General features: G+C 70.7%; 11 protein-coding genes, 1 tRNA gene and 2 pseudogenes. 5 read left to right on the top strand and 9 right to left on the bottom strand.

Annotated features, from left to right (window positions below; translation table 11 throughout):
• Positions 1–47 precede the first annotated feature (47 nt).
• Entirely contained in the window at positions 48–1187 is a 1140-nt protein-coding gene (gene nrtL / locus AQI95_RS27260; RefSeq protein ID WP_067129228.1) for an ArgS-related anticodon-binding protein NrtL, read from the bottom strand.
• A 701-nt stretch (positions 1188–1888) separates the two neighbouring features.
• Complete coding sequence (locus tag AQI95_RS27255) at positions 1889–2500, bottom strand: response regulator (protein WP_425264903.1); 612 nt, start codon at positions 2498–2500, stop codon at positions 1889–1891.
• A 135-nt stretch (positions 2501–2635) separates the two neighbouring features.
• Between AQI95_RS27255 and AQI95_RS27250 the strand changes: the two genes are divergently transcribed.
• Positions 2636–2707, top strand: a tRNA-Arg gene (locus tag AQI95_RS27250).
• Between the two features lie 253 nt (positions 2708–2960).
• Positions 2961–3710, top strand: coding sequence for a hypothetical protein (locus AQI95_RS27245; RefSeq protein WP_067129223.1), 750 nt, complete (start codon positions 2961–2963; stop codon positions 3708–3710).
• Between the two features lie 69 nt (positions 3711–3779).
• On the opposite strand, the gene AQI95_RS27240 is transcribed toward AQI95_RS27245, so the two are convergent.
• Positions 3780–4634, bottom strand: coding sequence for a nuclease-related domain-containing protein (locus AQI95_RS27240; RefSeq protein ID WP_244188864.1), 855 nt, complete (start codon positions 4632–4634; stop codon positions 3780–3782).
• 168 nt (positions 4635–4802) lie between these two features.
• Positions 4803–5332, bottom strand: a pseudogene (locus AQI95_RS27235) (tyrosine-type recombinase/integrase); the annotation flags it as partial.
• Positions 5333–5432: 100 nt separating this feature from the next.
• Between AQI95_RS27235 and AQI95_RS27230 the strand changes: the two are divergent.
• Positions 5433–6092 carry an NADPH-dependent FMN reductase gene (locus tag AQI95_RS27230; RefSeq protein ID WP_067129220.1) on the top strand — a complete coding sequence of 220 codons (660 nt, stop codon included), beginning with the start codon at positions 5433–5435 and terminating at the stop codon, positions 6090–6092.
• Positions 6093–6147: 55 nt separating this feature from the next.
• Here the strand turns inward: AQI95_RS27230 and AQI95_RS27225 are convergent, their stop codons facing one another.
• From AQI95_RS27225 to AQI95_RS27215, 3 genes and pseudogenes are all read right to left on the bottom strand, one after another.
• Entirely contained in the window at positions 6148–6720 is a 573-nt protein-coding gene (locus AQI95_RS27225; RefSeq protein WP_067129217.1) for a dihydrofolate reductase family protein, read from the bottom strand.
• Between the two features lie 137 nt (positions 6721–6857).
• Positions 6858–8119: pseudogene (locus AQI95_RS27220) on the bottom strand (nitrate/nitrite transporter).
• A gap of 137 nt (positions 8120–8256) precedes the next feature.
• A complete protein-coding gene (locus AQI95_RS27215) occupies positions 8257–8601 on the bottom strand; it encodes an ArsR/SmtB family transcription factor (RefSeq protein ID WP_067129485.1) in 345 nt (114 codons plus the stop codon).
• A 184-nt stretch (positions 8602–8785) separates the two neighbouring features.
• On the opposite strand from AQI95_RS27215, the gene AQI95_RS27210 reads away from it, so the two are divergent.
• Positions 8786–10063 (top strand): MFS transporter, encoded by a 1278-nt coding sequence (locus AQI95_RS27210; protein WP_079071497.1) that lies wholly within the window; start codon positions 8786–8788, stop codon positions 10061–10063.
• Positions 10064–10106: 43 nt separating this feature from the next.
• Here AQI95_RS27210 and ku read toward each other — a convergent pair whose 3' ends face one another.
• On the bottom strand, positions 10107–11123 hold the full coding sequence (ku, locus tag AQI95_RS27205; RefSeq protein WP_067129482.1) for a non-homologous end joining protein Ku: 1017 nt from the start codon (positions 11121–11123) through the stop codon (positions 10107–10109).
• Positions 11124–11197: 74 nt separating this feature from the next.
• On the opposite strand from ku, the gene ligD reads away from it, so the two are divergent.
• On the top strand, positions 11198–12079 hold the full coding sequence (gene ligD, locus AQI95_RS27200; RefSeq protein ID WP_067129211.1) for a non-homologous end-joining DNA ligase: 882 nt from the start codon (positions 11198–11200) through the stop codon (positions 12077–12079).
• 79 nt (positions 12080–12158) lie between these two features.
• Here the strand turns inward: ligD and AQI95_RS27195 are convergent, their stop codons facing one another.
• Positions 12159–12962 carry a nuclease-related domain-containing protein gene (locus AQI95_RS27195; RefSeq protein ID WP_067129208.1) on the bottom strand — a complete coding sequence of 268 codons (804 nt, stop codon included), beginning with the start codon at positions 12960–12962 and terminating at the stop codon, positions 12159–12161.
• Between the last annotated feature and the right edge of the window lie 20 nt (positions 12963–12982).

Below are 12982 nucleotides of genomic sequence, written 5' to 3'. Positions count from 1 at the left end.
CTCTCAGACTCTCTGTCTCTCTCCGGGGCACATCAGCTCTGGGGCCCTCAGAGATGTTCGGGTGCGTCGATGCCGAGCAGGGACAGGCCGCCGGCCAGCACCGTCCCGGCGGCTTCGGCGAGCGCGAGCCGGGCACGGTGGGCGACCGAGGGTTTCTCCTCGCCGCAGGGAAGCACACAGGTCAGCAAGGGCAGCACGGCATCCGCAACGGTGACGAGATGCCGCGCGAGCCGGTCCGGGGCACGGTGGGTGGCGGCCGCGGCGAGGATGCGGGGGTGGTCGGACAGGGGGGTGAGGAGGGGGTGGAGGGGGTGCAGGTCGTGGGGGATGGTGGCTGGGGTGGCGGCATCCGGGTGGCGGAAATTGCGGGTGCCGGTGGGGGTGCCGCCGTCCGAGTGGGCGTCGGTGTCGGTGCCGGCGCGTACGGGACCGCTCCGGGCGGTGCCGTCCGGACGGGCGTCGCCGCTCGTACCGATGCGGACCGGACCGGGCTCGGCGGTGAAGCCGAGGCGGGCGGCGTTGCGGCTGAGGGACCGGATGCGGGCGTGGGCGTAACGCACCCGGAACAGTGGATTGCTCTCGCGCTGGACCAGGTGGTCGGCGGTGATCCTGGGCCGGTCGTGCGGGGCGGGGTGGAGCAGGGCCCACTGGGCGGCGTCGGGTCCGAGCGGCGCGGGATCCTCGGGCGAGGGCACCAGCCGCAGATTGACGGGGTCGCCGTGCTCGACGGTCCCTCGCGCCCCCTGCGTCGCGACGATCCGTACGACGGCGTCGGCGACCACCTCGGCCCGGACCTCGTACGGCACCCGCAACGCGACGACCTGCCCGGCGAGGGCGTCACCGTGCCCGTACTCCGCACCGCGGTCCCGGATCTCGCGCACCAGCCCGGTGACGGGGTCGGCCTGCGCGTCGAGGCTGATGTTGAGGAAGCCGGGCCCGGTGATGACGACGTCCCGGATTCCGTCGGCGCCGATGAGCCGGGGCCGCAGAATCTCGGCGACCCGCAGCGGCGACTGCCCGGCCGGCCGGGCGAGCTGCAGGGCGATGGTGGTGGCGTAGTCCCCACACCCTCCGGGCCCCGGCTCGGTCACCACGGCCCGCTCGGGCACGCTCACACTCAGCTCCCCGCCCTCCACAGCACAACGCACCGCGCGCAGCACGGTGCGGGACAGCTCGACGGGGGTCACGGGACAAGCGTAGGGGAGGAGGGGTGTGGGGAGGCGACGTGGTTCTCAGTGTGGGACGGGGGCCGGGTTGAGAACCGGTTGAGAAGGGGAGAGCGGCGAGTCGACCAGCGCTGGACGGGGGGAACCGGTGGGCAGGCGACGTGGATCCCAGTGCGGGACGGGGGCCGGGTTGAGAACCGGTTGAGAAGGGGAGGGGTGGCGAGTGCACCAGGGCTGGGCGGGGGGGAGACGGTGACGAGCGTGCCGAGACAGGGCCGAGGGACGGGATTGCAAAAGTCAGCCAGCCCACCGGAGTCGCGTACGTAACGGGGAGCGAGCGCGCCGACGTTCCCGGCTCCCTCGATCACCCCGTCACCACGCAACCGCCGAAGGAAAGCCGCCGCCCTTCGCCGCCCGGCCGCTTAACGAAGCCTGCGGACGCGCCACGCGACCCGACCGCTCACCACTCACCACGTCCGCTGACGCCGCCCGCTGACGACTAGGGCCTGTCCGGCGGATCAGGCCGGAGGAAAGCAGCGGTGCCTCGTCGGAGCACGTGAGTGGCGCTTGGTGCGCGCAGCTGCAAGGCGGAGGAGGGAGTCGACGGTGGGGGTCCCCCCGCGCGAGCGCGGTCGAGCGCGGGGGAGCGTCGGCGAGTGACGACAACGCCGCAGATGGACGCACCAAGCCCCGCGTCTCCGGCAAGATCCGCCGGACAGGCCCTAGCCGCCGGAGGAAATCCGACCCGGCAGGCCATCGGAAACCCCGTCACCCACTCCGCCCGGGACCCCGTCCCCGTCCCCGTCCTCGTCGCCACCGCCACCGGGGCCACCTCCGCCCCGGTGCCCTCCCTCTCCCCCACGCCCTTCCCCTCCGTCTTCTCCTTCTTCCCCACCGTCTCCGCTCCCGCGCTCGATCAGCTGCTTGACGAGCCGTACGAGTTCGGCCGGTTCGAAGGGCTTGGCGAGAAAGGCGTCCACGCCGACGTCGAGGCCGGTGTCGACCTCGTACTGCGTGCACGCGCTGATGATGGCGAGGGGCAGGTGATGGGTACGGGGATCGGCACGGAGTCGGGCGGCGGTGCGCAGACCGTCCAGCCGGGGCATGACGACGTCGAGCGTCACGACATCGGGGCGGACGCGGTGCACCACGTCCAGGCACTCGGCACCATCGGCCGCGGTCACGACCTCGAGCCCTTCAAGCTCGAGATTGACCCTGATCAGCTGCCGGATGACCTTGTTGTCGTCGACAACAAGCACCCGGCCCGAGGCGCCTGGCACAAGTCGAGAGTAGGTCCGGACCGGCCACCGCGTCCGGGTTTTCCCCACTTCCACCCCGTACAGGGGAACCCCGCCCCCGGCGAGGTGCACCCGCCCCGCCCCCACCCGCGGAAACGGGTTCCTGATCACCCCGTCGGACCTGCTAGTGTTCTACCCGTCGCCGCGAGCGAGAAGCTCCGCAGCCGACACGCCCCCGTAGCTCAGGGGATAGAGCAACGGCCTCCGGAGCCGTGTGCGCAGGTTCGAATCCTGCCGGGGGCACCCTTTATGAGGTGCCCAAAGACCCCGTCACCAGCGGAAACGCTGAGGCCGGGGTCTTCGCGTATGTGCAGGCGTATGCGGGCCGGAGCGGCCGCATGTCGGGGTCTGCGGACGAGGCGTGGACGGGATCTTGAAGCATCACCGCAGGTCGCTGCCCCCCTTCCGGCGCTCGGCTTAGCTCGCCTCGATGACAGGGCAACTGGCGCGACTCCAGCCGTGGAGTCCGCGGCACCCGGCTGCTTAGATCGCTGGCATGACGGACTGGTCCCAGCTCCACCACGCCTACGGCACGGCAGAAGACATTCCCAGCCTGCTCAGTGCAGTGAGCCCGGCCCCGAAGGATTCAGGCTGGACCGCGCTTTGGTCCCGGCTGTGCCATCAGGGCACCGTCTACTCGGCAAGCTACGCAGCCTTGCCGGCCCTGCGGGACATGGCACGCCAGTGGTCGCCCGCGGACAGACAGATGCCACTCGTGCTGGCCGGCGCCATCGCGGCCAGCACTGATCAGCCATACGGCGATCAAGATCCCCAAGTGGCCTACGCCTCGGAGATGTCCGACCTGACGCAACTGACCGAGGAGGCTCTTCGCGATCCGACTCTCGGCGACGACCCCGGCACTTACGTCTACTTGCTTGCCGCACTCCTCAGCTTCGAGGGGGTTGACGTCTGGGGCGAACAGCTCGACGGACTGAACGACGATGAATACGAAGTGCCCTGTCCAGCGTGCGGTACAGAGAACTTCATAGCCTTCGGCGAGTACGGCTTCTTCTCGACCGCGGACAGCATGTACATGAACGAGACCGCGGCAAAAAGGATCCCACTGCAGCCTGCGAACCCCTCAGCTCTGGAGGGGCTGGCCCAAAGACTCCACAGTCGCGCACTCGCAGACGGTCAGACCGATGTCGCGCACAAGTTGACTTACGTTTTCGGGAAAGCGCAGTGCGCCGAGTGCGACGAGGTCTTCAGCGTCGCGGAAGCCATCACCACTCGCTGGGACGCATGAACCACGGCCGCCGATCAGCGCCACAACACGCGACTGAGGCAAACTGGCGCCTCGCTGAGGCGCACCGAATCAGGCCTTGCTCCAAGCTTGCCGATGGCGAGCCACGCTGTAGACCTGCTCCACCTGGTCGGCCGTGAGCACGCCTGAGAGCGGAGCGAGTGCAGATACCTGGCGCTCCTGGTACACCCGGACGTCGAGCTGCGTAGCGACCACCTTCAGCTCGGTGACACCGACGAAGACGAGCACCGGCTCCACCGGTACCGGGAAGTCGCAATAGCGCTCAAGCACTCGGGCGACCCGCTTGGCCTCCGCCCGGCTCTTGCGTGCGTAAGGCGCCGGTTTCCCGTGATCGACTTTCACGGAATCGTCCCCGACCCATACGGCCCTCTTGTCGTGATGCTTCGTATTGATGCTGAACACTCCACCAGGCCCGATCAGTAAGTGATCGATATCCACTTTGTTGGCCAAGGGGACGGAGTGCAGGACGCGCCAGCCGTGGCGCCCCAAACGGTTCAGCTCGGCTCCCACTCGCCGCTCCCCCGCCAATCCCTTGCGCCAGGAGTCCCATTCCGAGGGCCGCCGCAGAAGCCGTGAGACGACTCGCTCCATCAGCCCGGGGCCGGATTCGGCGAGCAGATCACGCAAGGACTGCCCGGGAGGATTGACGGCCAGGTCGTCTGCCGGCGTCAGAGGCGGCAGCATCGGACGCGCCTGAGTCTCCGGCGCCCTGTCTGGCGGGACAGGCCCGGTGAGGTTCTGTAAGTGCTTCGTGAGCACGGCGATCACGTCGTCGCGGCACTCGGCCTGCAAGACCGTGATGTCCCCCGTCGTGGCGTCCGCCCAACCGACCGCGGTCCCATCAGGCAGGTTGGCGTAGAGACGATCATGTCCGTACCGCTTCCAGCGCGTGACGTGCAGCTCCACAAGGCCCCCTGTGCTCTCGCGTTGACGTTGCAGATATGCCAACAGCAAGCGAGACGAGGTCACAAGACCGCAGGGCAAGTAAGGCGACCCAGCTCGCCCTTTCCGGACAAAGCATCGGCGCAGGTAGGGCACGAAACGAGGGAGGCCCCAGGCGGCATGCCTGAGGCCTCAGTGTGAGTGCAGGTTGTCCCACTCGTACTCGCGGAGCAGGTCCTCGATACGCCGGTTGGCGACGTCCTGCCGTCCGTCGAGGCACTTCGCGTACCGGGTCAGCAGGACCTCAACGCTGTTGCCGGCGCGCTCGGCAACCTCGGTGGGATCCACTCCGGCATTGAGCCACGTCGACAGCGCCGAGTGCCGAAGGTCGTACGGCCTACTCGCGAGCGGCGAGGCCGCGACAGCCGGCGGGAGTGCCAGAAGCCGGGCCTCTTGCCACACGCGGTAGTAGGTCGAGGACGGTACGACAGAGCCCTTCTCGCTGAAGAAGAGTCGCCCGTCTTCGCCGTGCCGAACGTGGAGTCGGTCCACTGCTTGCCGACCGATGGGCGAGTCCGGTGGAGCAGCGCCGACCCCCAGCCCTGCCCGGGGAGAACGAGGTCCGTCTCCACCAAGCCGACCGCCTCAGCAGGACGGAGGCCGCCGAAGTGCATCGCCGCGAACAGCCCGACGAGGCGCCGGCCGCGAGCACGCCGGTAGCCGCTGGGGGTTTCCGGCCGTGTCGCACGGTTGGCCTGCTGGAACCAGACTGGTCAGTGGGGCGCCCGCCGAAGGGCGTGTCCACGGCGGAAGGACGATCCCATGACCACGGACACACACCCCGGCCCGCTGCGGGTCCTGGTGTTCGGTGCGGCGCTACGGGCAGATTCGGCCAACGCCCGCCTCGCTTCCCTCGTGGCCCGGCTCATCTCCGACACCGGGGCCACCGTCGACCTCGCGAGCATGCGCGACTTCGGCATGCCCTTGTACGACGGTGACGTGGAGGCCGCGGACGGGTTGCCGCACGGCGCTCTCGTCCTGCGCGACCGACTCGACCAGAGCGATGCGTTCGTCATCTCCTCGCCGGAGTACAACGCCTCCGTGCCGGGAGTGCTGAAGAACGCGATCGACTGGGTCTCCCGCGTGCGGCCGCAGCCGTTCAAGACCAAGCACGCGATGCTCGTCTCCGCCTCGCCGTCGCTGGTCGGCGGCAACCGGGGGCTGTGGGCCCTGAGGATTCCCCTGGAGCACCTGGGCACCCGCGTCTACCCGGACATGTTCAGCCTGGCCGACAGCTACGAGGCCTTCGCCGGTGACGGAACGCTGGCCGACCCGGGGTTGCAGCAACGTCTCGCCGAGACGGTGTCGGGTTTCCTCAGCCTCGTCGAAGCGGACGTGCGTTACGTCTGCCTCGAACGCCGGTGGTACGAGTTCCTGGGAGACCGCACGGAGGCAGCCATCACCCAACGGGCCGAGGCGTGACGCCGGGACGCCGGCACGGGGCCGACTCCCGGTCTCACTCGTTGTACGTCAGGCATCAGTGAGTGACGTCGAAGATCTGCTTCTGGAGGCCGTTGGGGTAGACGTCGTGCTCGATCAGCTTCAGCTTCTGGGTGTCCTTGTCGGTGGTGCTGAACAGGCGCTTGCCCGCGCCCAGCAGGAGCGGGAAGACGAGCAGGTGGTAGCGGTCGATCAGGCCGGCGTCCGAGAGGGCCCGGTTCAGGGAGGCGCTGCCGTGGACGATGATCGGGCCTCCCTCGGTCTCCTTCAGGGCGGCAACCTCGTCGAGTGAGCGCAGGATCGTGGTCTCACCCCAGTTCGAGACCAGCCCGTCCTCGGTGAGGGTGGTGGAGACGACGTACTTCGGCATCGTCTTGTAGTCGGCGAATTCCGCCATGTCCGGCCAGACCGGGCTGAACACCTCGTAGCTGACCCGGCCCATCAGGATCGCGGTCGCTTCCTCCTGCTCCCGCCCTTTGATCTCGTAGGCCTCGGGGACGAAGTCGACGTCCTTGAAGGTCCATCCGGAGTTTCGGTAGCCGGGTTCACCGCCCGGGCCCTCCACGACGCCGTCGAGCGAGATGAAGGCGGTGCTGATCAGAGTACGCATTGGGGGTTCCTCGATGTGGGTCGATGCGGGATCGCGGCGGCGTCCGGCATGGCTCCAGCGTCGTACCGACAAGAAAAATTGTCAAGGAAAGATCAGTTGTCGGTTGCGCGGAGCGGAGGAAGGGAGGGCGGCGGGGGTCAGCCGGTGGTGCGGTCGGCGCCGGCGCTGGGGACTTCCGCTCGGTTCGATGCCGTCGGCCCGGCCCGTCGCGGGGGCGCGTCGCCGCCCACCGTGCGCATGCGGCCGTAGGCGTACACGCAGCCCGCGAGGGCCAGGTCGGACAGGAACATGAAGCCGATGGAGTAGGAGGATTTCGCGCTGCACACGGCGCCCATGACCAGTGGGGGCACGAAGCCGCCGAGGCCGCCCATCGCGCCGACGATGCCGGTCACGCTGCCCACCTGCGGTTGCGGGGTGACCCGGGAGACGAGTGCGAAGACCGAGCCGCTGGCGGTGCCGAGGCCGGCGGCCATGAGGAGGAGGCAGATCGTGGCGCCGGGGGTGAGGGGCGGGTCGAAGGACTGGACGATGGCCAACAGCGCGACCTCGCCCAGGGCCCAGGCCGTGACGGTCGCCGGGTGGATGCGGTCGGCGAGCCAGCCGCCGATGGGGCGGAAGATCACCGTGATCAGGGCGAAGCCGGCGGCTCGGGTACCGGCGTCGGTGGGGCTGAGGCCGTACCAGGTCTTCAGGTACGTGGGGAGGTAGACGCCGAAGGCGACGATGCCGCCGAAGGCGAGGGCGTAGAGGGCGGAGAGTTCCCAGGTGACCCGGAGGCGCCCGGCCTGGGACAGGCGGGTGGTCAGGGGGTGCCGGGGACCGTGCGGCCGGGGCGGTCGTTGATCAGGAAGGCGGCCAGGTCGGCGTAGACGGCGAGTGCGATCGCCATGACCAGGAAGGGCAGGGTCTCGCCCCGGTGGTACAGGCGCGGGGTGAAGAAGCCGGACAGGGCCACACCGCCCATGCCCATGCCGAAGACGCCGAGGGCCGCGCCCCGATGGGCCGGCGGGAACCAGGAGTTGACCAGGGGCACGCCGATCGCGAACGTCGTACCGCCGAGACCGAGGAAGAAGCCCACGGCCAGCAGCGCCGCGTACGACGCCTTCGCCGGGATCAGCAGCAGTACGGGGACGATCGTCAGGGCGCTGATCAGCGGGAACATCAGGCGGGCGCCGTAGCGGTCGGTCAGCGCGCCGACCGGGACCCGGCCGACGGAGCCGACCAGCACCGGGACCGCGACCAGGAGCGACTGCGCGGAGGCGCCCATGTGCAGCCGGTCGTCGAAGTCGCCCGCGAGCGGAGCGATCAGGTTCCACGCCCAGAAGGTGAGGGCGAAGCCGGCGGTGGCCGTCACCAGGTTGCGCCAGGCCGCCGCGGGCGGGCGCTCATCACCGGTCATCGTCTCGTCACGCTCCCGGGGGGTCGGTGCCTCCCCCACGGCTCATGATCGGGGGCCGGTGGGTGCTTCGCATCCGGAGTGGGGGCGGGGCGAGGGGGGCGGAAGACCGGCGCCGGGTGCCCGGGGCGGGGGCGGGGTCAGGAGTCGGCCGGCGGCGTCCAGGCGGCGACCAGGGCGAGGAGGCCGGGGAAGCGGGCGTCGAGGTCGGCGACGCGGACGTGACTGCGGCGCTCCAGGCCGTACTGGCGCTGCCGGGTGACACCGGCCTCGCGCAGGGCCCGGAAGTGATGGGTCAGCGAGGACTTGGGGCGGTCCAGGCCGAACCAGCCGCAGGTGTGGTCGTACGCCTCCGACTCCAGGAGCAGTTTGCGGACGATCCGCAGGCGCAACGGGTCGCTGAGCGCGCCGAGGACCGTTTCCAGGCGCAGTTCGTCGACGTGCGGCTCGGGCAGCGGACCGGGCAGGCCGGGGGGTTCCGGCAGCCTTCGGACGGCGGGGGTCTGTGGCGCGGGGTCGTCCGTCGCGACGGACCTGTGCGGGGTCAACTGCGGCTCCCTTCCATCGACTTCTTGTACGACTCCGATCGTACTGCATGCTAAGTTCGACTCCGCTCGTACAAGTACGAGTTGACTCGTAGAACCGTCGAGGGAGAGGGAGGGCTTTGCCATGCACGGAGACGCGACCGACCCAGGAACCGATGCGCGCACGGCTGGACCGGCGCACTGCCCACAGAGCGCGGCCGCGGTGCCCACGCGGTGGATCTGGTGGGCCGCCTGGCCGGTGACCGCCGTGTTCGTACTCTCCAACGCGGCCACCCCGCTCTATGTGCTGTGGCAGCGCGAGATGGGGTTCGGCCCCGGCACCCTGACCGTCGTCTTCGCCTGCTACATCGCCGGGCTGCTCGGCTCCCTGCTGGTGTCCGGCGTCGTCTCCGACCGGCTCGGGCGCAAGCCCGTGCTGCTGCCCGCGCTGGGGCTGGCCCTGGTCGCCTGCCTCGTCTTCGCGACCGCGGGCGGGGTGAGCGCGCTGATCGTCGCCCGGCTGTGCACCGGTATCGCGGTCGGGGCGGTGGTCTCGGCCGGCATGGCCGCGGTGACGGATGTCGCCGGACCCGAGCGGCGGCCCCTCGCGGCGCTGCTCGCCTCCTGCGCGATGGTGCTCGGGGCGGGGACGGGGCCGCTGCTCGCCGGGGTGCTGTCCGAGACGCTGCCGGCGCCTACGGTCACCGTGTTCGGGGTGGAGGCGGTGCTGCTGGTCACGGCCGCCGCGGTGGTGCTGCGCATGCCGGTACCGGCACCGGTACGACGGTCCGCCGGGGCCGGGGCCGGGACGTGGATGCGGGTGCCGGGTGTGCCGCGTGGGGCCGGGCGGCAACTCGCCCTCGGTGTGGCGGTGTTCGCGCCCGGCATCACCGCCACGTCGTTCGTGCTCTCGCTCGGGCCTTCGTTGCTGTCGGGCCTGCTGGGCACGAGCAGCCGGATCGTCTCCGGGGCGCTGGCGTTCGGGATGTTCCTCTGCGCCACGGGTGCGCAGTTCGCGGTACGGCGGCTGCGCGAAAGGGTCGTCCTGGTCGCCGGTGCGGGCGCCACCGCGCTCGGGATGCCGGCGCTGATCGCCGCCGTGCATGCCGGCTCGGTTCCGGGCCTGGTCGCGGCGGCGCTGCTGGCTGGTGCGGGGCAGGGGATGGGGCAGTTGGGGGGCCTGTCCCTGCTGAACTCCACCGTGCCGGCACACCGGCTGGCGGAGGCGAACGCGGCGCTCAACGTGGGCGGTTATCTGCCTGCCGCGCTCCTTCCGGTCAGCGCGGGGTATCTGAGCGGGGTGGTGGGGTTGACGGCGGGTACGACGGCCTTCGGGACGGTGCTCGCCGCGCTGGCTGTCGCCGGGGGCGGGTTGGTGGTGCTGGAGCGGGGCAGGGCAGCCGGCGGGACCGCGGTTCCGTAGGGGCGGGGCGCGGGGAACCGCGCGACCGGCCCATCACGCCCCCTCAGGCCGACCGCTTGCGGGGCGTGGTCTTCTTCGCCGTCGTCTGCTTCGCTGTCGTCTGCTTGTCCGTCGTCTGCTTCGCCGGCGTCTTCTTCGCCGCCGACTTGGCGGTCGTCTTCTTCGCCCCTGCGGTCTTCTTGGACGCGGCCGTCTCCTTGGCCGTGGGAGCGGAAGCAGTCGCGCTCGGCGCCTTCGTCTTGCGCGGCAACCGTCTGACCTCGGCCTCGCCGCCGGACGGCGCCTCGCGCGACTCGCGTGCGGCGCGGACGCTGCTCTCCAGCGCCGCCATCAGGTCGAGCACCTTGCCCCCGGCGGCCGGCGCGGGCGCCTGCGGCGGCGCCTCGCCGGAGGCCTTCGCGGCAATGACCTCCTCCAGCGCCTCCCGGTACTCGTCGTGCAGATCGTCCAGGTCGACCTCGCCGAGGGTGTCCATCAGGGCGTCCGCGAGGTCGAGTTCCTTGTCCCGGACGGTGACGTCGGTGTCGGGGGCGACGCCCTCGGGGGCGCGGACCTCGTCCGGCCAGAGCAGGCCGTGCATGGCGATGGCGTCGCCGACCACCCGCAGCATGCCGAGCCGTTCCCGGCCGCGCAGCGCGTACTTGGCGATGGCGACCTTGTTGCTGCGCTTGAGGGCCTCGCGGAGCAGGACGTACGGCTTGGCGGCGGGTACACCGCTCGCCGCCAGGTAGTACGCCGCGTCCATCTGGAGCGGGTCGATCCGGTCGGCCGGCACGAAGGCCACGATCTCGATCGTGCGGGCGGTCGGGATGGGCAGGTGGGAGAGGTCCTCGTCGGTGATCGGGATGATCGTGCCGTCCGCGTCCTCGTACCCCTTGCCGATGTCGGCCTGGGCGACCTCGCGGTCCTCCAGCTCGCACACCTTGCGGTAGCGGATGCGGCCGTTGTCCTCGAGGTGGATCTGGCGGAAGGAGATCGAGTGGCTCTCGGTGGCGTTCACCAGCTTGATCGGGATGCTGACAAGGCCGAAGGAGATGGCGCCGTTCCATATGGATCGCACGTGCCGCATCCTTCCTCTGCCGAGTCCATGGCCGATTCCAGCGAATTCACCGGCTTGTCTGGGATTGTCATCGTATGACGCCTATCACCGAGGTGGAGGGGCGGCGGGTCGCGCTCAGCAACCTGGAGAAGGTGCTGTATCCGGCGACCGGCTTCACCAAGGCGGAGCTGGTGCACTACTACGCGACCAGCGCCGATGTGCTGCTGCCGCATCTGCGCGACCGCGCGGTGTCCTTCCTGCGGTATCCGGACGGGCCCGAGGGGCAGCGGTTCTTCACCAAGAACGTGCCGCCAGGTACGCCCGAGTGGGTCACGACCGCCGAGGTGCCGCGGTCGCAGGGGCCGGCCCGGATGGTCGTCGTACAGGACCTGCCGAGCCTGGTCTGGGCGGCGAACCTGGTCACCGAGTTCCATACGCATCAGTGGCTGGTGCAGGCCCCGGACGAGGCCGACCGGCTGGTCTTCGACCTCGACCCAGGGGCGCCCGCGCACATCGTCCACTGCTGCGAGGTCGCGCTGTGGCTGTGTGAGCGGCTCGCGCGGGACGGCATCACCGCGCACCCGAAGACGGCCGGTTCGAAGGGGCTGCACGTACTGGCGGCGGTGCGCGGGGGTTCACCCGATCGGGCGAGCGAGTACGCGAAGGCGCTCGCCGTGGAGGCCGAGCGCGCGATGCCGCGGCTGGTGGTGCACCGGATGACGAGGAGTCTCCGGCCCGGGAAGGTCTTTGTCGACTGGAGCCAGAACGCGGCCCGCAAGACCACGGCCACGCCGTACACGCTGCGCGCCCGCCGGACGCCGTTGGTGTCCGCGCCGGTGACCTGGGAGGAGGTCGCGGACTGCCGCACACCGGCCCAGCTGGAGTTCCAGGCGCAGGACATGGCGCCGCGCCTGCGCAGCCTCGGGGATCTGATGGCCGGGCTGCTGGATCCCGAGGCCGCGGCGCCCCTGCCCTGATCCGCGCCCGGCCGGCCTGCCCCGGTCCACGCCCAGCCGGCCTCGGCCCTCCCGCGCCTCCGCCTCTCCGCCTCTCCGCCTACACCCTTCCCCACGTGTTCCGGTCCCGTGCCATCGCGTGGAGGGCCTCCACGTCCGCCGGTTTCAGCACTCCGCCGTGCCGGGCCAGGCCCGTCAGGTCGGTGTCCTTCAGGATGCGTACCGATCGCGGCTGTGCGGTCACGGTCAGCTCGGTCGGGCCCGCCAGGGCCAGCACCGGCCGCACCTCGGCGGTCAGGGCGTAGGAGATCCGGTCGGCGAGGGCGCGCAGTCGGCGCAGCAGCGGCTCGGCCTCGCGACGGCCCACGGTGACCATGGGGTCGGCGACCAGGACACGGGTCTTGCGGGCGTACAGGGCGTGGACGGCGAACAGGCCGCCGGGGCCGAGCAGCAGATGGTGGATGCGGTCGCCGCCGGGGAGCGTGATGGAGTGCAGCGCGTGCCAGCCGGCGCCGTCCAGGGCGTCCAGGGCTGCGCCGACGGTCTCCTCGGCGGCCAGAGCGCGTCGGCGCGGGTCGGGGCGCAGCCGGTGGGTGGGGCCGGGGTCGCGGTCGAGGGCGACGAGCAGGGCCTCGCCGGGGCGGTTGGGCGCCAGGTCGTCGTCCGGGTGCAGGGTCAGCCGGGCGAGTTCGGCGGGGGTCGGGACCGGTGGCGGGCCCACGGTCACCGGTCCGGTCAGAAACGGCTTCAGGGCTTGGAGTACGTCGTCCCTGCTGTTCTCGCCGAGCAGGTTGACCCGGCCCGTCTCGCGGTCGTACCAGGCGACGTTGCTTCCGTCCGGCCGGCAGACGTACAGCCGCTCCCGGCCGTGCCGGTTGGTCGGCACCACGCGCAGTGCGCTCATGCGCCATCACCCCTCGACCA

The sequence above is a fragment of the Streptomyces yokosukanensis genome (genome assembly GCF_001514035.1).
Classification (GTDB): Bacteria; Actinomycetota; Actinomycetes; order Streptomycetales; family Streptomycetaceae; genus Streptomyces; species Streptomyces yokosukanensis.
The sequence above is the reverse complement of the archived record's forward strand: the minus strand, read 5'-3'. Positions and strand labels throughout refer to the sequence as shown.